The organism is Micromonospora sp. NPDC093243, from assembly GCF_044753725.1.
Lineage (GTDB): Bacteria > Actinomycetota > Actinomycetes > Mycobacteriales > Micromonosporaceae > Micromonospora.
On record NZ_JBIVNT010000002.1, the window covers coordinates 747,627 to 769,160 of the forward strand.

At 73.6% G+C, this 21,534-nt stretch carries 26 protein-coding genes and 1 pseudogene; 17 read left to right on the top strand and 10 right to left on the bottom strand.

All coding sequences use genetic code 11. From position 1 onward, the window contains the following. Position 1 precedes the first annotated feature (1 nt). Positions 2-1,279 carry an Hsp70 family protein gene (locus ACIP9D_RS08310; protein WP_350867586.1) on the bottom strand — a complete coding sequence of 426 codons (1,278 nt, stop codon included), beginning with the start codon at positions 1,277-1,279 and terminating at the stop codon, positions 2-4. Between the two features lie 307 nt (positions 1,280-1,586). Between ACIP9D_RS08310 and ACIP9D_RS08315 the strand changes: the two genes are divergently transcribed. From ACIP9D_RS08315 to ACIP9D_RS08325, 3 genes are all read left to right on the top strand, one after another. Further along, positions 1,587-2,480, top strand: coding sequence for an IniB N-terminal domain-containing protein (locus tag ACIP9D_RS08315; RefSeq protein WP_350867584.1), 894 nt, complete (start codon positions 1,587-1,589; stop codon positions 2,478-2,480). 121 nt (positions 2,481-2,601) lie between these two features. Continuing rightward, positions 2,602-4,458, top strand: a complete 1,857-nt coding sequence (locus ACIP9D_RS08320; RefSeq protein ID WP_350868787.1) for a dynamin family protein — start codon at positions 2,602-2,604, stop codon at positions 4,456-4,458. Beyond that, positions 4,455-5,924, top strand: coding sequence for a hypothetical protein (locus ACIP9D_RS08325; protein WP_350867582.1), 1,470 nt, complete (start codon positions 4,455-4,457; stop codon positions 5,922-5,924). The genes ACIP9D_RS08320 and ACIP9D_RS08325 overlap by 4 nt, the downstream gene beginning before the upstream one ends. Here ACIP9D_RS08325 and ACIP9D_RS08330 read toward each other — a convergent pair. The 3 genes from ACIP9D_RS08330 to trxA form a co-directional block, all read right to left on the bottom strand. Further along, positions 5,835-6,749 carry an HTTM domain-containing protein gene (locus tag ACIP9D_RS08330; RefSeq protein ID WP_350867580.1) on the bottom strand — a complete coding sequence of 305 codons (915 nt, stop codon included), beginning with the start codon at positions 6,747-6,749 and terminating at the stop codon, positions 5,835-5,837. The two genes, ACIP9D_RS08325 and ACIP9D_RS08330, sit on opposite strands and share 90 nt — an antisense overlap. Beyond that, positions 6,746-7,186: a hypothetical protein gene (locus tag ACIP9D_RS08335; protein WP_350867578.1), complete on the bottom strand. Its 441-nt coding sequence runs from the start codon at positions 7,184-7,186 to the stop codon at positions 6,746-6,748. The genes ACIP9D_RS08330 and ACIP9D_RS08335 overlap by 4 nt, the downstream gene beginning before the upstream one ends. A gap of 141 nt (positions 7,187-7,327) precedes the next feature. Beyond that, positions 7,328-7,690: a thioredoxin gene (trxA, locus tag ACIP9D_RS08340; protein ID WP_350867576.1), complete on the bottom strand. Its 363-nt coding sequence runs from the start codon at positions 7,688-7,690 to the stop codon at positions 7,328-7,330. Between the two features lie 552 nt (positions 7,691-8,242). Here trxA and ACIP9D_RS08345 point away from each other — a divergent pair. From ACIP9D_RS08345 to ACIP9D_RS08395, 11 genes are all read left to right on the top strand, one after another. Continuing rightward, entirely contained in the window at positions 8,243-8,758 is a 516-nt protein-coding gene (locus tag ACIP9D_RS08345; RefSeq protein ID WP_350867574.1) for a MaoC family dehydratase, read from the top strand. Positions 8,759-8,841: 83 nt separating this feature from the next. Beyond that, a complete protein-coding gene (locus ACIP9D_RS08350) occupies positions 8,842-9,372 on the top strand; it encodes a hypothetical protein (protein WP_350867572.1) in 531 nt (176 codons plus the stop codon). 53 nt (positions 9,373-9,425) lie between these two features. After that, a complete protein-coding gene (locus tag ACIP9D_RS08355) occupies positions 9,426-10,049 on the top strand; it encodes an RNA methyltransferase (protein ID WP_350867570.1) in 624 nt (207 codons plus the stop codon). Between the two features lie 158 nt (positions 10,050-10,207). Then, entirely contained in the window at positions 10,208-10,894 is a 687-nt protein-coding gene (locus ACIP9D_RS08360) for a DUF6758 family protein (RefSeq protein ID WP_357048130.1), read from the top strand. 116 nt (positions 10,895-11,010) lie between these two features. Continuing rightward, a complete protein-coding gene (locus tag ACIP9D_RS08365) occupies positions 11,011-11,169 on the top strand; it encodes a hypothetical protein (protein ID WP_007455302.1) in 159 nt (52 codons plus the stop codon). Between the two features lie 6 nt (positions 11,170-11,175). Continuing rightward, positions 11,176-12,051 (top strand): PH domain-containing protein, encoded by an 876-nt coding sequence (locus ACIP9D_RS08370; protein WP_350867566.1) that lies wholly within the window; start codon positions 11,176-11,178, stop codon positions 12,049-12,051. Positions 12,052-12,154: 103 nt separating this feature from the next. Further along, positions 12,155-13,006, top strand: coding sequence for a SigE family RNA polymerase sigma factor (locus tag ACIP9D_RS08375; RefSeq protein WP_350867564.1), 852 nt, complete (start codon positions 12,155-12,157; stop codon positions 13,004-13,006). 56 nt (positions 13,007-13,062) lie between these two features. Beyond that, positions 13,063-14,274, top strand: coding sequence for a hypothetical protein (locus ACIP9D_RS08380; protein WP_350867562.1), 1,212 nt, complete (start codon positions 13,063-13,065; stop codon positions 14,272-14,274). 85 nt (positions 14,275-14,359) lie between these two features. After that, the gene (locus ACIP9D_RS08385) at positions 14,360-15,214 is read left to right on the top strand and encodes a PHP domain-containing protein (RefSeq protein ID WP_350867560.1); all 855 of its coding nucleotides are present in this window, start codon (positions 14,360-14,362) and stop codon (positions 15,212-15,214) included. Between the two features lie 40 nt (positions 15,215-15,254). Next, complete coding sequence (locus tag ACIP9D_RS08390) at positions 15,255-15,869, top strand: MarC family protein (RefSeq protein ID WP_350867558.1); 615 nt, start codon at positions 15,255-15,257, stop codon at positions 15,867-15,869. Positions 15,870-16,003: 134 nt separating this feature from the next. Beyond that, positions 16,004-16,846 (top strand): RecB family exonuclease, encoded by an 843-nt coding sequence (locus tag ACIP9D_RS08395; protein WP_396699177.1) that lies wholly within the window; start codon positions 16,004-16,006, stop codon positions 16,844-16,846. Between the two features lie 165 nt (positions 16,847-17,011). On the opposite strand, the gene ACIP9D_RS08400 is transcribed toward ACIP9D_RS08395, so the two are convergent. After that, complete coding sequence (locus ACIP9D_RS08400) at positions 17,012-17,875, bottom strand: oxygenase MpaB family protein (protein WP_350867554.1); 864 nt, start codon at positions 17,873-17,875, stop codon at positions 17,012-17,014. A gap of 33 nt (positions 17,876-17,908) precedes the next feature. Continuing rightward, positions 17,909-18,337: a Fur family transcriptional regulator gene (locus tag ACIP9D_RS08405; RefSeq protein WP_350867553.1), complete on the bottom strand. Its 429-nt coding sequence runs from the start codon at positions 18,335-18,337 to the stop codon at positions 17,909-17,911. A 195-nt stretch (positions 18,338-18,532) separates the two neighbouring features. On the opposite strand from ACIP9D_RS08405, the gene ACIP9D_RS08410 reads away from it, so the two are divergent. After that, on the top strand, positions 18,533-19,015 hold the full coding sequence (locus ACIP9D_RS08410) for a DUF2231 domain-containing protein (protein WP_350868785.1): 483 nt from the start codon (positions 18,533-18,535) through the stop codon (positions 19,013-19,015). A 19-nt stretch (positions 19,016-19,034) separates the two neighbouring features. Here the strand turns inward: ACIP9D_RS08410 and ACIP9D_RS08415 are convergent, their stop codons facing one another. Continuing rightward, entirely contained in the window at positions 19,035-19,373 is a 339-nt protein-coding gene (locus ACIP9D_RS08415) for a hypothetical protein (protein WP_350867551.1), read from the bottom strand. Positions 19,374-19,470: 97 nt separating this feature from the next. Between ACIP9D_RS08415 and ACIP9D_RS08420 the strand changes: the two genes are divergently transcribed. After that, the gene (locus ACIP9D_RS08420) at positions 19,471-19,647 is read left to right on the top strand and encodes a hypothetical protein (protein WP_350867549.1); all 177 of its coding nucleotides are present in this window, start codon (positions 19,471-19,473) and stop codon (positions 19,645-19,647) included. 23 nt (positions 19,648-19,670) lie between these two features. Here ACIP9D_RS08420 and ACIP9D_RS08425 read toward each other — a convergent pair whose 3' ends face one another. Then, a complete protein-coding gene (locus ACIP9D_RS08425; protein ID WP_350867547.1) occupies positions 19,671-20,243 on the bottom strand; it encodes a flagellar biosynthesis protein FlgA in 573 nt (190 codons plus the stop codon). 124 nt (positions 20,244-20,367) lie between these two features. Between ACIP9D_RS08425 and ACIP9D_RS08430 the strand changes: the two genes are divergently transcribed. Further along, positions 20,368-20,616 (top strand): hypothetical protein, encoded by a 249-nt coding sequence (locus ACIP9D_RS08430; protein ID WP_350868835.1) that lies wholly within the window; start codon positions 20,368-20,370, stop codon positions 20,614-20,616. 62 nt (positions 20,617-20,678) lie between these two features. On the opposite strand, the pseudogene ACIP9D_RS08435 reads toward ACIP9D_RS08430, so the two are convergent. Next, a pseudogene (locus tag ACIP9D_RS08435) lies at positions 20,679-20,771 on the bottom strand (FmdB family zinc ribbon protein); the annotation flags it as partial. 60 nt (positions 20,772-20,831) lie between these two features. After that, complete coding sequence (locus ACIP9D_RS08440) at positions 20,832-21,518, bottom strand: 5-formyltetrahydrofolate cyclo-ligase (protein WP_350867545.1); 687 nt, start codon at positions 21,516-21,518, stop codon at positions 20,832-20,834. Positions 21,519-21,534: the final 16 nt, after the last annotated feature.

Here is a 21,534-nt window from a genome sequence, read left to right on the forward strand (position 1 = left end):
GTCATCCTTCGCGTCCCCGGGTCCGGGCCAGCGCCAGCCGGGACGGCCTCGGCAGGTCCAGCGGAGCGATCCGGACCGGGGGACGGGGTGGGGGCTCACTGTGGACAGCCGGACGGCCGTGGTCGGGGCGGCGTGGTGAAGGAATGGCCGGTGCGGCGTCCCGACGGGCCTCGGAGGTGGGGCGGGGCGGCCGGTCCGGTTCGGCCGGCCGCGGGCGGGGCGACACCACCTGGCAGGCGGCCAGCGCCGCGCCGGTGGCGGCGGTCAGCTGTGGGTCGGGTTCCACCTCGACCGGCACCGGAAATGCGGCGGCGAGCAGTTCGCCGACCAGTGGAATGCGGGTGGAGCCGCCGGTCAGCAGGACGGCGTCGAGTTCGGCGGGCCGCAGCCCGGCGGAGTTCACGGTCCGGAGCAGCAGGTCCACGGTGGCCTGTACGGCCGGGCGGATCATCTCCTCGAACTGCACCCGGCTCACCGGCACCCGGGCCGGCCCGCCGGGCAGGTTCAGCAGCACGTCGGTCCCGGTGTCGACGGTCAGCGCGCGTTTGGCCCGGTCGCACTCGGGCCGCAGGGCGCGAAGGGTGGCGTACGTCTCCCGGCGGCCGGCGGCGGCGAGTTCCCGGGCGAGCACGGTGCGGACGTGCTCGGCCAGCGCCTCGTCGAAGTCGGCGCCGCCGATCCAGTCCAGCCCCTGGGGGAAGCCGAAGGTCTCGTACCGGCCGCGCGCGTTGCGGCGGACCAACGCCGCCTCGAAGCTGTTGCCGCCCAGGGCGTAGACCGCGGCGGCACTACCGGCGAAGCCCCGTGCCGCATGGCTCTCGGCGACCGTGACGGTACGGGGCAGCAGCGTCACGTGGGACAGTCCCAGCTCCCAGAGCGCGGCGTGCAGCAGGTCCCGCCGGTGCCGCCCCCACCCCGCCGGGTGGCTGAGCACGACCGCCTCGGCGGGCGCGCCCTCCCGGTCGTGGACCCGTTCGACCACCCAGGTGGCCAGCACGGCGGTGAGCATCTGCGGCGGGCACGCCTCGCCGGCCAGCAGCAGCGGCACGTCGTCGCCGACCCGGTGCACGAAGCCACGCGCGGTACGGCTGCCGTCGTCGGTGCCCGACTCGCCGACCACGAGAGTCCCGTCCTCGCCCAGGTGCAGCACGGACGGCACGGTCGTCGAGGCGGCGTCCAGCGCCACCACCTCGGGGCGGGCCCAGCTGGCCCCCCGTCGTCGGGCCACGGTGGCCACGGTGGTGGTGCTCCCGATGTCTATCCCCAGGACGTACGGCATCCGCCTATTTCTTCCTTCACCGCGAGTCGGCCGGTTGAGGGCCACGGGTTTCCCACCCCGTCTGTGGCCCACCCCCGGCGAATCCCCGTGGGCTCCTACGTTCGTACCAGAGATCTCTCCTGCATCGAGACCCTAAATCTGACCGGCCCGGTTCCCCCAGTCCCCCTAACGTACGAGGGGGTCGACGCCCTAACCGGGCGGGGCGGGTTGCGGGACGATCCCCGATGCCCGGTGCCGGTCCGTGCCCATAGCGTCGCTTTCGACGAGCGGCGGTCGACGACGCCCACATCCGAGGAGAAACCGGCACATGGACCAGACCCTGCACGACTTCGTGCTCAACCTGCTCACCGACGCCGACGCCCGGTCGGCCTTCGACCTCGACCCGGAGGGCGCGCTGCAGGCCGCGGGGCTCACCGACATCACCGCGGCCGACGTGCAGGACGTGGTTCCGCTGGTGGTCGACTACGCCCCGGTGAACGGGCTCGCCCCGGTGGCTCCGGTGGTCGGCCAGCTCGGCGCGGACCCGCTGGTGACCGACGCGACCGACGTCGTCGGCCAGTTGCAGAGCGTGGCACAGCAGATCACCATCAGCAGCAGCTACTCCGGTGTGGACGTCAAGGCCGGCGTGCTCGGCGCCATCGCCGTCGACCCGACGGCGGTCGCCGCGGGCGCGATGGTGCTGCCCGGGATCGGCCTCGGCGTCGGGCCCGGCGGCCTCGCCACCGACCTGACCGGGGTGCACGACGTCGCGAACACCCTCGACGCCGATGTGGTGGGCGCGGTGGACACCGTGGCGGACCCGGTGATCGGGGATGTCACCAGCACGGTCGGCAGCCCGGAGTCGGTGCTCGACTCGACCGACCACGGCCTGCTGGGTACGCCGGACGGTCTGCTCGGCGGCACCCTCTCCGGCACCACGGGTCAGGTCGGCGGCCTGGTCGACTCGCTCGGCGTCGACGACACCCTGGGCGGCCTGGGCCTCACCGGCGGCGACAGCGGCGGGGTCGGGCCGGTCGACGTGCCGTCCACGGTGGGCGGCGTGACGCATCAGGTGGATGGCGTCCTCTCCGGCGTGACCGGCACGGTGGGCAGCGTGACCGGTGGCGTCACCGACGGTGTGACCGGCGACGCCGGGGTCCACGGGGACGGTTCCGCGTCTCACGGCGGCGGGCTGCTGGGCATCACCGACGGTCTGCTCTGACCGACGCCCGGTCGGAGCAGGGGAAGGCCGGGTCGCCCGTTGTGGCGGCCCGGCCACTCCCCGTTTCCGGGATCCTCACCCTCTTGATAATTGATCCGAAACCAGCACACTTGGTGCGGTGATGGCGGGGATCTGGCTGGACGTGCTCGACGGGATCGCCCGCACGTGCCGGGAACACGGGCGCGGCGACCTGTTGCAGGCGGTCCGGCACAAGCGTGCCCAGCTGCTCGACCCGACCCTGCGCGTGCTGGTCGTGGGCGAGCCCAACCAGGGCAAGAGCCAACTGGTCAACGCGATCGTCAACGCGCCGGTCTGCCCGGTCGGCGACGGTCGCACCACGGTGCTGCCGACGGTGGTGCAGCACGCCGAGGAACCCGCGGTGGCGGTGGTGCAGACGCCTCCGGCCACCCCCGACCGGACCGGTGGCGGCACCCTCCCCGGGGCGGTCGAGCGGACCCCGGTGCCGCTGGACCGGATCGCGGCCGGCGTGGCCGGGACGCTCGGCCGCCGGCCGGGCGGCGGACCGGCGTACGTCGAGATCGGACTGCCGCGCGCGCTGCTCGCCGGCGGACTCGTGCTGGTGGACACCCCCGGCAGCGACGAGGTGGCCGCGCTCGGTGGCGCCGGCTCGGTCGCCGGCCTGAGTCGGGCGGACGCCGTGCTGGTGGTCTCCGACTCGACCCGGGAACTCTCGGTGGCCGAGCTGAACCTGCTGCTGCACGTCACCCGGTCGCACCCGAACGTGGTGGTGGTGCAGACCAAAATCGACCTGGTGCCGGACTGGCGGGTGGTCGCCGAACGCAACCGGCGGCACCTGGCCGAGGCGGGCGTGCCGGCGGCGCTGATCCCGGTGTCGGCGGCGCTGCGGTTGCGTGCGGCCACCGCGGACGACCGCGCGCTCAACGCCGAGTCGGGTTTCCCGGCGCTGATCGGGCGGCTCCAGCGGGACCTGGCCGGCAAGGCCGACGTGCTGGCCCGGGCCGCGGTGGGGCTGACCGCCCGGACGGTGGTGGAGCAGCTGGCCGCGCCGCTGCGCGCCGAGCTGGAGAGCCAGCGGGCCGAGGAGCAGTCCGGGCCGATGTCCCGGCTGCACGCGGCCCAGCGCGAGGTGGACGAGCTGCGCCGGTGCTCCACCCGCTGGCAGAACACGCTCAACGACGAGATGGCCGACCTGCTCTCCGACATCGAGTACGACCTGCGTGACCGCACCCGGCAGATCCTGCGGGCGGTCGACGAGGCCTTCGACACCGCCGACCCGTTGGTCGCCTGGGAGACCTTCCAGGAGTGGTTGAGCCGCAGCCTGGTCGAGGCGGCGGAGGCCAACCACGAGTGGCTGGCGCAGCGCTGCGACCACGCCGCCCGGCGGGTGGCCGGCAACTTCGCCCGATACGGCTACGACGTGCTGCCGCCCTGGTCGATGACGGTGCCGGAGGATCTGGTCGATCGGCTGCCGGAGATCGAGCGGCCGAGCATCGACCGGTTCACTGCCACCCAGAAGGTGATCACCGGCATGAAGGGGTCGTACGGGGGCCTGCTGATGTTCGGCCTGGCGCTGACGCTGGCCGGTATGCCGATGATCAATCCGGTCTCGATCGGCGCGGGCGCGCTCTTCGGTGGCAAGAGCATCCGGGACGAGAGCCGCCAGTTGCTCCGCCGGCGCCAGGCGACGGTGAAGACGGCGATCCAGCGGCACGTCGACGACTTCTTCGTCCGGATGACCAAGGACTGCCGGGACGCCGCCCGCCAGGTGCAGCGGATGCTGCGGGACCACTTCACCGCGCTCACCGACGAGTTGCAGGAGGCCATCGTCCAGTCGCTGCGGAGCGCCAAGCAGGCCGCCGACACCGACGCGGCCGTGCGTGACCAGCGTCAGCGCGAGATCAAGCTGAAGATGACCCGGTTGGCGGCGCTCTACGAACAGGCCCAGCAGTTGACCGGAGCCCGGCCGGCGCCGGCACCGCTGGAGCCCCGGTCATGACCGTCGGCCTGCGCCTGGACGAGGCGGTCTGGGGACTGCTGCACCAGGCGTTGCAGCTCTATCGGGACGATCCCCGAGCCACCGGTCACCTGCGTCGTCAGCTGGCCCGGCTGGAGCAGCCGCTGCGGGTCGCCATCGCCGGCCCGTGGCGCGCCGGCAAGTCGACGCTGCTGAACGCGCTGATGGGCGAGGAGGTGGCCCCGGTCGTCGGGGCCGACGGCAGTGCCGTCTTCACCTGGTACGAGGACGGCCCGCAACCGGGGGCGACCGGATACTCGGCCAGCCATCCGCCGCAGGAGCTGGCGATGGTCAAGTCGGCGACCGGGATGCGGGTCGACCTGGTCGGCTGGCGGGCCGGCGAACTGCGCGACATCGTGGTGCGCTGGCCCACCCGGGCGCTGCGGCAGGTGACCCTGATCGACACGCCGGCGGTCGGTCAGCCCGGCGAGCACGGCCGCTCGCCGGTGATGGACCGGGTGCTGCGCGAGGCGGACGCGGTCATCTACCTGACCCGGGACGGGCGCGGCACCGACCTGCGGGTGCTGGAGTCCGGCCGGGAGAGCGCAGTGGGCCAGGCCGCCCCGGTGAACGTGATCATGCTGCTCTCCCGGGCCGACGAGACCGGCGGGGGCAAGATCGATGCGCTGCTCACCGCGCGGCAGCTCGCCAGGCGGCACTACCGCGACCCGCGGGTGAAGGCGCTCACTGTCGCCGTGGTGTCGTGCAGCGCGTTGATCGGGCTGGCCGGTCGGGTGCTCAGCGAGTCCGACTTCGCCGCCCTCGCCCAGTTGGCCACGGTGCCCCGCCCGGAACTGGAGGCGCACCTGCTCTCCGCGGACCGCTTCCTGCGCGGCGCGCTGCCGGTGCCGCTGGACGCGGAGCTACGCGCCGGCCTGCTGGACCGGCTCGGCCTGTTCGGCGTCCGGCTGGCCGCCACGCTGGTGCGGACCGGTTGTGACAGCCGGGCCACCCTCTCCGCCGAACTGATCCGCCGCAGCGGCCTGGCCGAGCTGCGCGAGTCGGTGACGCGCTTCTTCGTCGACCGGCGGGACACGCTCAAGTCGCGCTCGGCCCTGGCGGCGGTCGAGGCGCTGGCCCGGGCCGAGCCCCGCCCGGGCACCGCGGAGCTGCTCAGCACCGTGGAACAGATCCTCGCCGGGGCGCACGAGTTCCAGGAGCTGCGCATGCTGGCGGCGCTACGGGACGCGCGGCTCGGCTTCGACGCCGAGATCGCCGCGGAGGCGCGGCGGCTGGTGGGTGGCGACGGCGTCGGGCTGGCCGCCCGGCTCGGTGTCGAGCACGACGCCACCGTGCAGCGGCTCTGGGAGGTCGCCGCCGACGCGCAGTGGCGCTGGCGGGACCGGGCCGAGGACCCCCTACTCCGGTTGGCCCAGCGGCGCGGGGCGCAGGTGGTGGTCCGCAGTTGTGAGGGGATGCTCGCCGAGCTGGCCGACGGGGGCCGGTGAGCCGCGGCGGCGCAGCCGGCGCAGCCACTCGATCGGGCGGACCCGCTCCAACGGCAGGAAGCTGGTCATCGCGGCCAGGTGTGGGGCGAACGAGATGGTGATGGTCGCCATGGTGACCGCGTGGAACGAGTAGAAGAAGCCGACCATGGCGTGCCGCCACCGCTCGGGCAGCAGGAAGACCAGTGGGCTGGCCAGCTCGAACGCGACGATTCCGAACTGGGCGACGATCAGCAGATAGGGCACCTGGGCGATCAGGTCGGCGAACTCGGTGCCGCGCCGGATGATCGCCCGGGCCAGCACCGAACCGGTCAGCCAGTCCAGGCCGCCGAAACGCAGCTTCGCCCAGGCGGCCAGGAAGTAGGTGCAGACCACGGCGATCTGGGTGACCCGCAGCGCCCACCCGCCGGCCTCGCTGCGGGTGGCGTCGCCGTGCCGGGCCCTTCCGGCGGTGGGGAGCACGGCCAGCGCGACGAGCAGGCCGACGCGGTCGTGGTCGACCTTGCCGTAGCTCATCGCGATGATCATCCACTCGAGGTACAGCGCGCAGACCGACCAGCCGAGGAGCCGAGGCGCGCGCCCGGTCGCGGCGAGCAGCGAGAGCAGCAGCAGCGCCCAGAAGATCACCGCGACCAGCGCCGGGGTCGGCGTCGGCAGCGGCAGGAGGCGGCCGATCAGCAGTGGCTGGTAGAGGTCGCCGGGCACGCTCACCCGGGTGCGTACCCACGGGGTGAACACCACCAGGTCGGCGGCGACGAAGAGGTAGATCAGGGTCCGGAAGGCGGCGATCCGGCCGCGTGGGACCGGTTCGGTCAACCAGCGGCTCATCGCGGAGCCTGCCAGCGGACCACCGTCTCGTCGGTGTGCCGGCCGGTGGGGCGGCCGCCCTCGATGCCGAACCAGCGGATCACGATGCGGACCTCGACCAGCTCGGGGGCGGCCGGGTGCCGCTCGGCGTACGCGTCGGCGACCTCGGCGAGCAGCGCGGGCTCGGCGGCGTACCGGCCCTGCTGGCCCTCGATCTCGGCTCGGCGGATGCCGGTCGCGTCCTGACCGAGACTCACCACCGCGCCGGTGGCGTCCACCCCCTCGACCCGGGTGTCCGGGGCCGGCGCGTTCGGCGGGTTGGAGGTGGCGTACATCCGGAAGGGGCCGAACGGGAAGTCGTCGTCGCTGCCCCAGACCGTGCCGGCGAGCAGCACGGCGAGGCCGAGCGCGGTGACGCCGAGCCGGGCGACCCGTCCGCGGGTTGTCAACGTTTCCATCGGATCGTGACGATACGGGAAACATTGCAAGGCCCGGGTCCCTCTGACGGCCATACCTGACCTGCCTGCCCGGCCCGCCGAAACAACGACGGCCGGGCCCCGGATCGGGGCCCGGCCGTCAGCGCCGTGCGGGTCGCCGGCTCAGTGCTTGTGCTCGGCCAGCTGCTTGCGGACGTCATCCATGTCGAGCGCCTCGACCTGCTCGATCAGGTTCTCCAGCGCCGACTCGGGAAGGGCACCGGGCTGCGCGAAGACGATGACGCCGTCCCGGATCGCCATGATGGTCGGGATGGACCGGATGTCGAACTTGGCGCCCAGCTCCTGCTGCGCCTCGGTGTCGACCTTGCCGAAGACGATGCCCGGGTGCTTCTCCGAGGAGCGCTCGTAGACCGGGGCGAACCGCTTACACGGACCACACCAGTCGGCCCAGAAGTCGACCAGCACGATGCCGTCGTCGCCGGTCACCTCGTCGAAGTTCGCCGTGGTCAGCTCAACGGTAGCCATTTGCACTCTCTCCGATCACCGCGGATTACCTACGTCCCGTAGAACCAGGGCTGACCATCTCGCATTCCCGCCCACGGGCAGGCGAAACCTGTGACGTGGCGGGCACTCGGCCACGATGAGTCATCGACCCGTGTCTGTCCGGGCCCGCCCTGCGGAACGCAAGTGCACGTCGCACTTGCGTGACGAGCCGTGATGGGAGCGTTTCCAACATGATCCACAGTATCGACCGGAACGAATCGGTAACTTGATGCCTGACAAGGGGCTATCCGGCCTGCGAAGATCGCTCGGTAAGCCGCCGACAGTAACTGTGCGTAGTGTTACAAAAGTATAAATGTGACCTCTGTCTCTGTCGGTGCCGGACAGGCGTACGGCAGAATCTTTCTCATCAGAGCGTGGGCGGCGGGTGCCGGGGAGGGCCCCGCCGCTCATTGCGTCTCCCCCCAGATGTGGCCGGTGTGACTTTTCCGCACGGCCCGCGCCCCGGGGATCGCCTTAACCCTCGATAAGGCATGCTGTGCCGAACTCCATCGCCGCCCGTCGAAGGGGACCAGGATGCAGTTCGGCCGCTACTACGAGGAGTTCGAGGTCGGCGCGGTCTACCGGCACTGGCCGGGCAAGACCGTCACCGAGTACGACGACCACCTCTTCTGCCTGCTCACCATGAACCACCATCCGCTGCACATGGACGCCCACTACGCGGAGTCAGCCAGTCAGTTCAAGCGCAACGTGGTGGTCGGCAACTACATCTACTCCCTGCTGCTGGGCATGTCCGTGCCCGACGTGAGCGGCAAGGCGATCGCCAACCTCGAGGTCGAGTCGCTGCGGCACGTCGCACCCACCTTCCACGGCGACACCATCTACGGCGAGACCACCGTGCTGGACAAGCGGGAGTCGAACTCCAAGCCGGACCGGGGCGTGGTGTCGGTGGAGACCCGCGGCTACAACCAGGACGGCACGATGATCTGCGTCTTCCGCCGCCGGGTCATGGTCCCGAAGCGGGAGTACGCGGCCAGCACGGTTCCCGAGGGAGTCGACCCGGAGCGGCCGAGTTTTCCCGAGCCGCGCTGAAGCGCCGGGCCCCCGGGCAGCGTCCAGCCCTCTTCCCGCCGTGTTCCGGTGGGAAGGGGGCTCTTTTCGCGATCCGGGGCAATATGCTGGCGCCGGAGGTCCCCATGAGCCACTCCGTCGCAGGAGAGCCGCCCTCTGCCGGCCCGCGCGCCGCACCGCTGACCACCGCCGGCTACTCCGCCGACGAGTGGGATCTGCTCACCAACCTGCCCGGCCGGGTGATCGTCGCGGCCACCGCGGCCGGTCCCGGTCGACCCCCGCGCGGGGTCGCCGACGGACTCGCCGGCCTGGACGCGGTGGCCGCCGGCCGATCCTTCGACAGCGACCTGATCCGCGCGGTGGTCTCCGCGATCTACGCCCGACACGACGGCGCCACGACCTCCGGCGACCGGGCCACCGACCTGGTGGACCTGCTCGCGGCCTGTCGGGCGGTGGTACGGGTGCTCGACCGGCGGGCCGACCCGGCCGACTCGGCGGCGTACCGTCAGTGGGTGCAGTCGGTCGCGGCGCGGGTCTGCCGTGCGGTGCCGGCGGGAGCCGCGCGGATCGCCGTCACGGCCCCGGCCGACCGGCGCTTCCTCGACCGGCTCGGTGACGCCCTCGGGCTGCGATGACCGGCCGGTGCCTGCGGGGACGGCCCGGCCAGGTGCCGTAACCTCTGCTGACCGTGACCGGTGAGCAGCTCGATGTCGGCGTGGGCCCCTGGCCGGGAGACCTGCCGGACGACCCGCGGTACGACCCCGACCTGCTCGCCGAGGGGGACCGGCGCAACGTGGTCGACCGCTACCGCTACTGGCGGCGCGAGGAGGTCGTTGCCGACCTGGACCGGCGCCGGCACGACTTCCACGTGGCGATCGAGAACTGGCAGCACGATTTCAACATCGGCACGGTGGTGCGCAACGCGAACGCCTTCCTCGCCGCCGAGGTGCACATCGTGGGCCGGCGACGGTGGAACCGGCGCGGCGCGATGGTGACCGACCGCTATCAGCACGTGCGACACCACGAGACGATCGAGGAGTTCGTGGCCTGGGCGGCCGCCCATGAGCTGCCGATCGTCGGCATCGACAACCTGCCCGGCTCCCGCCCGATGGAGACCACCACCCTGCCGCGACGCTGCGTACTGCTCTTCGGTCAGGAGGGGCCGGGCCTGTCGGCGCCGGCCCGGGCGGCCTGCGACCAACTCTTCTCCATCGCCCAGTACGGATCGACCCGCTCGATCAACGCCGGGGTGGCCAGCGGCATCGCCATGCACGCCTGGATCCGGGCGTACGCCGGCCCGCCGCCGGACTGATCCGGGGGGAGAACCACACCGGTCACCTGCCGCCGTCTGAGCGGCGGTCCGGTGTTCGGGCAGGGGCGCCGGCCGATTCCTCGCCATTCGCGACGGAAACGGCTGCTCCGCTTGACGGCCCCGCCCGACGGGGTGACGGTGGGGATGTGAGTGTCGCGGTGAGTTGTCCCAGATGCGGAAGTCAGGTCCGGTCACCGGACCTCATGCACACCGAGTCGAGGTGTGTGCGGTGCGGGCCGGTGTCACCGCTGCACGTGCCCGAACACATCGGAGCCGAGATCGTGGCGAGTGTGGTGGAACGGATCACCGCCGGCGCCGAGCCACCACATCGGCCGGCCGCGCCACTCTGGTGCCCGTGGCCGCTGCCGCCGGGCTGGACGATGACCGGGGTGGCGTACGCCGGGGACGACCGCACCGGCGTACGGGCCACGGCGGTGGCCTGCGCCGGCCCCGAGCCGCTCGGCGGCGGCCCGGCCGACCTGGTCTTCGTCGCCGAGGAGCCGGGCGTCGGCCTGGGTACCCGGCTCGCGGGCATGGCCGGTCCGGATCCCGGTCCGCAGCTCGCCGAGGCGTTGACCGACCCCGGCCCGGGCCACCCCGAGCACGTCGGCCAGGCCCGGATCCGGGTGGCCGGGCACCCTACTCCACTGTGGTTGGTTCATTCACCGACGGATCGAAGCGCGTACGCCGGCGAGGCTCGGGGAATGTGGCTGCATGCGATAGCCTGGCCGGCGAGTGCGGGTCACCTGCTCGCGGAGGACGTCGTGTTGCACGACCTGACCGAGTGGACTCCACCCGAACTCGTGTACGGCGCACCATCTCCGTACCTGCATGGGAGGGCTTGACAACCCTCCCGGAATGACGGAGAACGGACGCAGATATTCACTGTACGACACCACACTGATACTCTGGGTGCCGCTGCGGTAATGGGACCCGGCGCCGCGCGAGAGGATGGCCCGCCATGGTCAAGAAGGTCCTCACCTGGGCCGGTATCGCATTCTTGATCTTCTTCGTCGCCTACCGGCCAAACTCTGCGGCGGATGTGTTCAAGTCGCTCGGCGGCGGGATCATGGACATCGCCCAGGGGTTCGGCGACTTCTTCACCAGCCTCGTCGCCTGACCCCCGATGGGCAGCCCCTCCGGTCCACCCTTCGACCCCGACGACCCCGACCGGGAACGCCGGGAACGCGACACGGAGCCGATCCCCCGGGTCCCCCCGGACGAGGGGCCCGGCTACGGCGCCGGTCCAGGCCTCTCCGACGGTCCGTCCCTTTCGGACGACGTCGGCTACGGCGACGGGCCCGGCTACGCGGGCGAGGGCCGCTCCGGCCGGTCCTGGATCCGCGACCCGGAGGCCGGCTACCAGGCCCCGGCGATCTCCGAGGACGAGCTGGCCGGTCTGCGCGCCGACGCGGCCGGCAACGCGCCCCGGCGGGTGCTGCCGCTGGAGGACGAACCCAGCTCCCTGGTCGCCCGCTACCTCTTCCCGACCGAGCGCTACCGGGGCGAGTGGAAGCGGCACTGGATCCACCTCGCCACGCCGATCCTCATCGGGATCGCCGCGACCTTCGTGCTCGGCTACCTCTCCGGCTTCCTCGCCGGGCAGGACGTCGGTGCGCTCACCACCATCGCCGTGCTGCTCTGGTTCGCGGTGATGGGCTGGGTGGCGTGGAAGGTCGCCGACTGGTGGTATGACCGGTTCATCCTGACCAACAAGCGGGTGATGGTGGTCAACGGCATCATCACCCGCCGCGTGGCGATGATGCCGCTGGTCCGGGTCACCGACATGAAGTACGAGCAGACACCGAGCGGCCGGGCGCTCAACTACGGCACCTTCGTGCTGGAGTCCGCCGGCCAGGAGCAGGCGCTTCGCGAGATCAAGAACCTGCCCAACCCGAACGAGCTCTACCTGCGAGTGGTCGAAGAGATGTACGAGCCGCAGGCGGTCGAGGCGCGGCTGGGCAAGGAAGCGGACGAGGCCAAGGCCGACGACGGCGCGTGACCGAATCTGTCCGAACATCGGAGGAAGTGCACACCTTTCGCCATGGACCTCGGCCGCCCTGGCATGGCAACCTGCCAGGACGGTCGGGGTGTGGAGGTGGGCAGTGGGGAACAGGGATCCGCTGGAGGAGGAGTTCCGCGAGTTCGTCGCGGCCCGATCCGGCGCCCTCCTGCGCACCGCCTACCTGCTGACCGCCGACTGGGCCACCGCCGAAGACCTGCTGCAGACCGCGCTGACCAAGACCTACCTCGCCTGGAAGCGGCTTGGCGGGATCGAGGCGATCGAGCCGTACGCCCGCCGGGTGATGGTGAACACGTCGACCAGTTGGTGGCGGCGACGTTGGCACGGTGAGCGCCCCACCGAGGTGCTGCCGGAGCGGGCCGCCGCCGACGAGATCGAGCAGCAGCTCGACCGCGACGTGCTCTGGCGCCACCTCAGCGCGCTGCCCACCCGGCAGCGGGCCGTACTGGTGCTGCGTTACTACGAGGACATGTCCGAGGCGCAGACCGCCGCGCTGCTCGACATCTCCCCGGGCACGGTGAAGAGCCAGACGTCGCGCGCGCTGGCCACCCTGCGCAAGCGGATGGGCGCCGAGGCCGCCCAGGAGCTGGCCGTCGAGCCGAGCGCCGCGCCGGCTCGGCCGAGCCGGGGGCTCCGGCCGGCGGGGCCCAGACCCCCGTCGGCTCGCCCCGACGCCCGGTCGCCCGAGCCGGCCGTCTCGGCGGCCGGCACCACGCCCCCTACCGCCTCCGGCTCCGACCCGATCCCGCGGCAGGCCGCGGCGGCGGCACCCGATCGCGGCGCCCAGCCGGCCGCCGGCGATGCTCCGGCGGCCGACCGGGCACGACGAGTGCCGCCCGGCGGGCCGGCGGACGACGTCCCGGTCCCGGCCGCCGCCTTCGCCGCCCCGGTCTCCGGCGTCCCGGCCGGCAGCACCCGTGGGGAACAGCGGTGACCGCCACCCGGCGTCGGGCTGGCAACCGGATTGCCGTCCCGGCGCGTCCATTCGAGGTGACGAAGGACGAGCTGGAATCCGCGGTGCGGGAGAGCTTCTCCCAGCAGGTCGCCGTGCCCCGGCCGCTCGCCGTCGACCCGGCCGGCGCCGCGATCCGCCGCGCCCGGCGGGTCCAGCGCCAGCGCACCATGACCGGCCTGGCCCTGGCCGCCGTCGCCACGGTGGCGGTCAGCACCGGGGTGGCCCAGCTGGGCGCCGAGCCGCATCGGTCGGTCCCGCCGACGGTCGTGCTCGGTGACCCGTACGCCTCGGCGCGGCCGGATCCCGTTCTCTCCTCGGAGCCGCCGATCGTCGACGGGCAGGCGCCCGGCACCGAGGTGGACCTGGTCGTCGGGACCGTCATCGTCGGCGCCGACGGGCGGCGGGTCGCGCTGGCCGGCGTCGGCCCGGCCGAGCGGGCCCACCGGCTGCCCGAGAACGCCGGCTGGCTGGTGGTCGGCCGCGCCACCACCGCGGGCCGCTCGCTCTGGTCGGTGTCCCGGGAAGGCAACGCCCAGGTGCTGCTGGCCGGCGCGGGGACGATCATCGTTTCGGCGGACGGCCGGCAGGTGGCCTGGCGCGATGGCACCGATCTGGTCTCTGCCGGGGTCGTCGGTACCCAGCTGATCGCGCCGGTCCGCACCCCCGCGCCGGCCGCCGCCGTGCCGGACGGCTTCGTCGGGGACGCCGTGCTGGTCCGGCCTGACCCGGCCCGGCCCGGCCACACCATCTGGCACCCGAGCGTCGGCCCGCTGTCGGTGGACGCCGATCGGGCCACCCTGAACCTCTACGGCGCCCTGCCCGACGGTCGACTGGTCGGGCAGATCTCCGGCGCTCGGGCCGACGGCCGCTGTCTCGCCGTGGTCGACCCGGGCCGCGAGCTGGCCCCGGTGCACACCGGATGCGGCACCACCCTGAGCCCGGACGGGCTCGGCGCGGTCTCCGGGGACGGCCGGTGGCTGCTGGCGAACGGTCGATACGACGGCACGGAGAGCGCCCTGCTGATCGACGTGACGCGGATCGGCGGCACGGTGACCGCGCGCCCCGCCGGACCTCCGATGACCGGCGCGGTGGCCTGGGCGTCGCCCGACGCCGCGGCGTACGTCGACGGCTCGGGCGAGCTGGTCCGGGTGCAGGTGAAGAACGTGCTGTCCGGCGAGCCGGCTGCCCCGGCCCCGGTGCCCGGCGCCGGCCCGACCGACCGCCCGGTGGTGGTGACCGGCTCCTGACCGCCCGGTGACCGCGGTGCCCTGGCTCCGGCGGGCGCCACGGCCCGGGCGGGTGAGCGGGTGGCATCGCCGGTAGCGTCGGGCGATGAGGATCGACCTGCACACCCACTCCACGGCCAGCGACGGCACGCTGAGCCCCGCGGAGCTGGTACGCGCGGCCGCCGACGCCGGGCTCGACGTGGTGGCGATCACCGACCACGACAGCACCGCCGGCTGGGCGCCCGCGCTGGACGCGCTGCCGGCCGGGCTCCGCCTGGTCCGGGGGGCGGAACTCTCCTGCCGATGGTTCGGCGCGGAGCCCGCGGTGCCGCTGCATCTGCTGGCGTACCTCTTCGACCCGGACGCACCGGAGCTAGTCGCCGAACTGGCCCGGGTGCGGGCCGCCCGCGAGGAGCGCGGCGAACGGATCGTGAACCTGCTGCGGGCCGACGGCATCGACGTCAGCTGGCCGGAGATCCTGGCCGGCGCGGCCGGCGGCACCGTCGGCCGGCCACACATCGCGCTGGCCCTGATCCGGGCCGGCCTGGTCACCAGCACCAGCGAGGCGTTCGGGCCGGACTGGCTGGGTGAGCGCTACCGGCTGCCCAAGGAGGACATCGACGTGTTCCGCGCGGTGCGGCTGGTCCGGGCTGCCGGCGGTGTACCGGTCTTCGCCCACCCGCGCGCCACTCGGCGGGGGCGGGTGGTGCCGGACGAGTTGATCGCCGAGCTGGCGGCGGCCGGGCTCGCCGGGCTGGAAGCGGACCACGAGGACCACTCCCCGGCCGAGCGGGCGCACGTCCGGGGGCTCGCCGCCGAGCTGGGGCTGCTGGTCACCGGCTCCTCCGACTTCCACGGCACACACAAGACCGTCCGGCTCGGCGCGTTCACCACCGACCCGGAGGCGTACGAGCGGATCGTCGCGGAGGCCAGCGGGGTGACCGAAGTCGCTTCCGGCTGATCCGCGGATCGGCCTCTGGCGCCGCCGTTAGGTTGATCAGGTGGATCTCAAGCTCTTCGGTGAGGTCTTCGTGACCCTGCTGGTGATCACCGACCCGCCGGGCATGATGCCCATCTTCCTCGCGCTGACCGGCCCGCTCTCCGCCCGGGACCGGCACCGGGCCGCCTGGCAGGCGGTCGCGCTGGCGCTCGGCGTGATCGTGGTCTTCGCGGTGGCCGGGCAGACCCTGCTCGACTACCTGCACGTCGACCTGCCGGCGCTCCAGGCCGCCGGCGGGCTGCTGCTGGTGCTGGTCGCGCTGGAGCTGCTGACCGGCAAGGGCGACGAGCCGAGCGGGCAGTCCACCTCGAACATCGCCCTGGTGCCGTTGGGCACGCCGCTGCTGGCCGGCCCGGGCGCGATCGTGGCCACCATGCTCTTCGTCCAGCAGGCGGAGGGCGTCGTCGACTTCGTGGCGATCGGCACCGCGATCATCGCGGTGATGGCCGCGGTCTGGATCGTGCTCCGCTTCTCCGGCGGGATCGTGAAGATCCTGCGGCCGGGCGGGATCGAGGTGCTCACCCGCATCGCCGGCCTGCTGCTGGCCGCGATCGCGGTGCAGCTCATCGCGGACGCGGTGGCCGCGTTCGTCACGCAGTACGTGAACATGGTCTGAGCGCGTCCGCGCGGCTGTCGTAGGTGGATGGCAGGATCGCAGGCGTGCGACGACCCACCCCAGCCGGCCGACCCTCCTCCGGGCGCGCCCCACGCCCCCGCGAGGGGCAGGCCGAGCAGCTCGGCTTCGAGGGCATGCCGGAGCGGCTCTTCGTCTGCACCCCGAGCAAGCTCGGCGCCTACGCCGACTGCCCCCGCCGCTACCGCTACTCCTACGTCGACCGCCCGGCGCCGCCCAAGGGCCCGCCGTGGGCGCACAACTCGCTCGGTGCCAGCGTGCACACCGCCCTGAAGAACTGGTACGCGCTGCCCCTCGATCGACGCCGGCCGGAGGCGCTGGCCGGGCTGCTGCGGGGCACGTGGGTCCGCGAGGGCTACCGCGACGACGAGCAGGAGCGGGCGGCCTACCGGCGAGCGCTCGGCTGGCTCGAGGCCTACGTCGAGACGCTCGAACCAGAGGTCGACCCGCTCGGGGTGGAGCGGGTGGTCGCGGTCAAGACCGCAGTGCTGGCCTTCAACGGCCGGGCCGACCGGATCGACTCCCGCCCCGGTCCCGAGGGCCCTGAGCTGGTCATCGTCGACTACAAGACCGGCCGCACCGGGCTGGACGCCGACGACGCCCGAGGCTCCCAGGCGCTGGCGCTCTACGCGTACGCGGCCGAGCGGGTCTTCCGCCGCCCGTGCCGCCGGGTCGAGCTGCACCACCTGCCGACCGGCACGGTGGCGGGGCACGACCACACCGCGGAGTCGCTGGCCCGGCAGCTGAGCCGCGCCGAGGAGACCGCCCGCGACATCATGGCCGCCGAGCGGGCGGTCGCCGACGGCTCGGATCCCGACGAGGCCTTCCCGACCTCGCCGAGCCCCCGGTGCGGCTGGTGCGACTACCGGCGGGTCTGCCCGGCCGGGGCGCAGACGCCGGGCAAGGAACCGTGGGCGGCGGTCGACCGCCCGCCCGAGGGGGAGCCGGCTCAGCAGTGACCGGCGGCCGGATCACCCGGCCGGCATGGTCAACGACTCGCGGCAGCGCCACCGGCTCAGCGGGCGGCCAGGTCAGCCGGGTGTCGGCGAGGCAGACGGCCAGGTCGGCCTGGCTGCCGGCGGGGCCGGCGGCCGGAGTGCCGGTGAGACGGGCGGTGGCAAGGGTCAGCCGGCGGCCTGGGCGCCGGTGAGGCGGGCGGCGCGTTCCTTGGCGGCCTGCTGCAACGGCCCCTCCCGATAGCGGCGGGGCAGCGCGGCGAGCGCGAGCCGGAGCGCCCGGACGGTCAGGTCCGCCGACAGCGCGGTGGTCGGCAGGCCGAGACCGCCGTACATCCGACGGGCCCATGCCGGCAGCAGCGCCAGCGCGGTGCCGGCGACGCCGAAGTAGGCCCACCGGGGCGGGCCGAGGGTCAGGCCGAGCCGCGCCGGCAGGCTCAGCTTCCAGGGCAGCGGTGGCGCGGTGAGGAAGAGCGCGGTCTCGGCGGCCTCCCGGGTCATCCGCAGCTCCGGGCGGACGGCCCCGTAGTAGTCAGCCACCTCGGCGGCGGTGCCGGGGACGGTCGCCGGGTCGAGGCCGACCAGGGCGGCCGCGCGGCGCTGCTCCGTGTAGTAGCCGTCCACCTCGGCGGGCGACAGCGGCAACCCGGCCCGCCGGGCGGTGTCCAGGAACGACTCCACCTCGGTGACGTGCACCCAGCGCAGCAGGTCAGGGTCGTCGATGCGGAACTGCTCGCCGGTGGCCGGGTCGGTGGCCCGGAGCCGGGCGTGCAGGCGGCGCAGCCGTCGACCGGCCGACTCCGCCTCGGCGGTGGTCCCGTAGACGGTGACGCCGACGTAGTTGGCGGTGCGGACCAGGCGCCCCCAGGCGTCGGTGCGGTAGTTGCTGTTCTGTGCCACCCCGGCCATCGCGCGCGGATGCAGCGCCTGGAGGTAGAGCGAGCGGAGGCCGGCGACGATCAGGATCGGCTCCTCGTGCACCTTCCACGTGACCGAACCCGGACCGAAGAGGCCGAGGTCATCGGAGTCCACGGACCAAGAGTGCCACGATCCGGGCGGCGCGGGTCACTCGTCGGCGGTGCGGCGGGCCTGGCAGCCCGGGCAGAGCCCCCAGAAGGTCACCTCAGCCTCGTCGACCTCGTAGCCGTGCGTGGTGTGCGGGTCGAGGCAGGGAGCGCTGCCGACCGTGCAGTCGACATCGGCGATCTCGCCGCAGCCCCGGCAGACCACGTGGTGGTGGTTGTCGCCCGTGCGGGACTCGTAGCGGGCGGGGCTGCCGGCCGGCTCGATCCGGCGGGAGAGACCGGCCCGGGACAGCGCGCCCAGGACGTCGTAGACCGCCTGGGTGGAGACCGAGTCGAGCCGCTCGCGGACCCGGCGGGTGATCTCGTCGACCTCCAGGTGACCGCCCGCGGCCAGCACGTCCAGCACGGCGAGGCGCGGCCGGGTGACCCGCAGGCCCCTGGACCGGAGCAGCTCCTCGGGACTCGACATGCGCCAATGACAGCACGCGTCACCTCCATCGACAACCGAGCTGCGGCGTCGGGTGGTCGCGGACACAGCCCGAGCGGGTCGGGTCTGGCGGCGGTGAACCGGTCCGGGACGGCCTGCGTGTAGCCGAACGAGGAGAGCGCCGGCCGCTGGACCGTAGGCTGGCAGGCCGCAACCGTGATCAACCTGGAGGGGTCGATGTTCGAGGAGGTCCTGGGCCTACCGCTGCACGTCCTGGTGGTGCACGCGGTCGTGGTGTTCGTGCCACTGCTGGCGGTGCTCGCCGTGGCGTACGCCGCGCTGCCGCGCTGGCGCCCCCGGCTGGACTGGGCGACCGGCATCCTGGCGGTGGTCGCGCCGGTGGCCACGTTCGTGGCCGTGCAGTCCGGCGAGGCGTTCACCGACGCGCTGGTCGCGCGGGGCTTCCAGGGCCCGATCCTCGATCAGATCTTCGAGCACTCCCGGTACGGCGACATCCTGTTCCGGATCGTCGTCCCGCTCGGCATCCTGGTCCTCCTGCTGCTGGTGGTGACCAGCGGCCATCCGCGGGTGCCAAGGCTGCCGGCGCTGGTCACCCCGGTGCTCGCCGTCGCGGTGGTCGCGCTGGCCGGCGCCTCGCTGGTCTACGTCTACCTGACCGGGCACTCCGGCGCCGAGACGGTCTGGGGCACCACGCTCTGACCGCCCGCCGGGCGACCGGTCAGAGGATGACCCGGGAGCAGAGCAGGCAGACCAGGACCAGCAGCACCACCCCGGCCACCGCGCCGAAGCCGTAGGTCACCCGCTGCGCCCGCTGCTCCGCCACGTCCAGCGCGGCCATGTCCTGCGGCGGCAGGCGGCGCGGCGGGGCCGGTTCCAGGTGCACGGGTGGACGCCAGCCGGCCGGGGGCGGGGTGCTCGGCGGCGGGCCGGTGTATCCGCCGGGCGGTCCGCCTCCGCCGGCCGGGGACGCGGTGGGCTGGTCCGCGGGCCCTTCACCGCCGGCCGGGGGTCGCCGCCAGTAGTCGTCCGGGGAGCTGCCACCGGTGGGGGTCGTCACGCCGTCCGACGCTACCAACGGCGCGACCCGAGAACCCGGACGACGCGGCAGAGCGGCCGGGTCCGGGTGGCCGGGGGCTGCGTTAGTCTTGCCCGTCGTGAACACCGAGGACCCGGGTACCCGTGGCGACGACGACCGCCCGGTCGACCTGAGCGACGACGACTTCGTGGTGCTGCCCGAGCAGACGGCCGACGACACCGACCGTGGCTGGGGCGAGCGAGCCGGCGGCACCGACGACTGGCTGCTCGCCGAGCGCCCACCGCACTGGGACTGAGTGACCGTCGAGTCGGCTGCGGCTCAGCCGCGCACCACGACGGCGAACCGACTGCCCTCCGGCTGGCCGACCGCGCGCTGCGCCTGATCGGGCCGGAGTGCGAGGTAGAGGGCGGCTGAGCCGTCGGTCGCCCCGACGCCCACCACGTCGAGCACCAGCGCCCCGGCCGCCAACAGGCTCGCCTCGCCGGGGCGACCACCGGCCGGCACGGCGAGCAGGTCGACCCGCGCGCCCGGCCGGACCACCGCGAGCGCGGCCGGCTCGGCCAGCCGGACCGGCACCCCCACCAGGCCGGTGGGCAGCGGAAACGGCACACCCGTCGGGTGTGGGTCTTCGGGTGCCGTGGCCGGCTGCGGGTCGGCCGTCGACTGCGGGGTGTCACCCCCGGCCGGCGCGGTCGGTGCGGCACCGGACGGGCCCGACGCGACCCGGGGCGCCGGGGGACAGTCGGACGGGGTGTGCAGCACGGCCGCCGCCAGGCCGAGCAGTGCGGCGACCAGCCCGGCCCGGAGCAGTGTGCCACCGCGCGGGAGGCGGGGTCGGCGTACCGGGCGCAGTGATTCAGCCGTGCCCGCGCCGCCGTTCGCCATCGCCATCGCTCCCGCCCTCAGCAGGGCGCCGACGAGGCGCCCCTGGGCAGCAGGTTAGGGGCGGGCGGGCCGCCGGTCCGGCCACCGACCGGCGGCCTGTGGACAACCGGCCGGCCTGTGGACAACCCCCGTGGGGCGGGCCGGGCTGCTATGCGCCGGCCCCGCGGCTCAGGACGCCGAGCTGCTGGTGCTGCTGGCGGCCGAGGCCTTGGAAGCTCCGCCGTTGGACGAGCCGCTCGACGAACCGTTCGACGACGAAGAGGAAGAGGTCGACGACGAGGTCGAGCTGGACGAGTCGGTGGACGACTCCGACTTCGCCGGCTTGCTGCCGCCGTTCGGCACCGTGTCGGAGCCGGACGAGCGGGAGTCGGTGCGGTAGAACCCGGAGCCCTTGAACACGATGCCGACCGAGTTGAAGACCTTGCGCAGCCGCCCCGCACACGCCGGGCACTCGGTCAGCGGAGCGTCGGAGAACGACTGGACCGCCTCGAGCTGCTGGCCGCACGCGGTGCAGGCGTACTGGTACGTGGGCACGTTTCCTCCGGATCAGACTCGGCCGGTTGGCACTCGGCATCTTCGAGTGCCAATGGTGCGTCATTCGCCCCGGGTTCGTCCAGCGGAAGTGTGGGGCGCGACACCCGGCGGCGCACCCGGTGCGGGTGGCGCGACGTCAAGCGTACGCAGGCCGCCGGCGGGGGTGACCACCGCGCGTACCGGGCGGTCGTGCGGCTCGGCGGAAACGGCCGGAACCAGCTCGCCGTCGTGCAGCGGGACCACGGTCAGCGTCGCGGCCGGCACCCGGGCCAGCGCCCGGTCGTACGAGCCGCCGCCCCGGCCCAGCCGCAGCCCGCGCAGGTCGACGGCCAGCGCGGGCACCACCACCAGTTCGGCGCCGGTGATCGCGGCCACCCCGAGCCGTGGCCCGGTCGGCTCGCGCATCCCCCGGCCCGCCGCGGCGAGCGAGCCCGGCCCGGCGTACCCGGCCCAGTCCAGGTCGAGATCCGGGCGGAGCACCGGGAGCAGCAGCTCGCCGCCGGGCGGCAGCGCCGCGCGCAGCGCCTCCGGCAGCTCGGACCCACCAGGCTCCGAGCCGACCGGCACGTACGCCGTCATCCGGGCCGGGCGCAGCCGGCGTACCAGCGCCACCAGCTCGGCCTGGACGCGGCCCGCGGCGGCGGCCCGGTCCGCAACCGTGAGTTCTCGGCGGCGAGCGAGCAACTCGACTCGCATGTCGCGTTTTGCCACATGGGTCACTTCCGCTCCATCAGAAAATTCCGGCACGCAACACTCCTGACGC

Bases quoted from the DNA above. Each gene is read 5' to 3' on its own strand.
- ACIP9D_RS08310 (WP_350867586.1), bottom strand. From the start codon at position 1,279: ATGCCGTACGTCCTGGGGATAGACATCGGGAGCACCACCACCGTGGCC.
- ACIP9D_RS08315 (WP_350867584.1), top strand. From the start codon at position 1,587: ATGGACCAGACCCTGCACGACTTCGTGCTCAACCTGCTCACCGACGCC.
- ACIP9D_RS08320 (WP_350868787.1), top strand. From the start codon at position 2,602: ATGGCGGGGATCTGGCTGGACGTGCTCGACGGGATCGCCCGCACGTGC.
- ACIP9D_RS08325 (WP_350867582.1), top strand. From the start codon at position 4,455: ATGACCGTCGGCCTGCGCCTGGACGAGGCGGTCTGGGGACTGCTGCAC.
- ACIP9D_RS08330 (WP_350867580.1), bottom strand. From the start codon at position 6,749: ATGAGCCGCTGGTTGACCGAACCGGTCCCACGCGGCCGGATCGCCGCC.
- ACIP9D_RS08335 (WP_350867578.1), bottom strand. From the start codon at position 7,186: ATGGAAACGTTGACAACCCGCGGACGGGTCGCCCGGCTCGGCGTCACC.
- trxA (WP_350867576.1), bottom strand. From the start codon at position 7,690: ATGGCTACCGTTGAGCTGACCACGGCGAACTTCGACGAGGTGACCGGC.
- ACIP9D_RS08345 (WP_350867574.1), top strand. From the start codon at position 8,243: ATGCAGTTCGGCCGCTACTACGAGGAGTTCGAGGTCGGCGCGGTCTAC.
- ACIP9D_RS08350 (WP_350867572.1), top strand. From the start codon at position 8,842: ATGCTGGCGCCGGAGGTCCCCATGAGCCACTCCGTCGCAGGAGAGCCG.
- ACIP9D_RS08365 (WP_007455302.1), top strand. From the start codon at position 11,011: ATGGTCAAGAAGGTCCTCACCTGGGCCGGTATCGCATTCTTGATCTTC.
- ACIP9D_RS08370 (WP_350867566.1), top strand. From the start codon at position 11,176: ATGGGCAGCCCCTCCGGTCCACCCTTCGACCCCGACGACCCCGACCGG.
- ACIP9D_RS08385 (WP_350867560.1), top strand. From the start codon at position 14,360: ATGAGGATCGACCTGCACACCCACTCCACGGCCAGCGACGGCACGCTG.
- ACIP9D_RS08395 (WP_396699177.1), top strand. From the start codon at position 16,004: ATGCCGGAGCGGCTCTTCGTCTGCACCCCGAGCAAGCTCGGCGCCTAC.
- ACIP9D_RS08405 (WP_350867553.1), bottom strand. From the start codon at position 18,337: ATGTCGAGTCCCGAGGAGCTGCTCCGGTCCAGGGGCCTGCGGGTCACC.
- ACIP9D_RS08410 (WP_350868785.1), top strand. From the start codon at position 18,533: ATGTTCGAGGAGGTCCTGGGCCTACCGCTGCACGTCCTGGTGGTGCAC.
- ACIP9D_RS08425 (WP_350867547.1), bottom strand. From the start codon at position 20,243: ATGGCGATGGCGAACGGCGGCGCGGGCACGGCTGAATCACTGCGCCCG.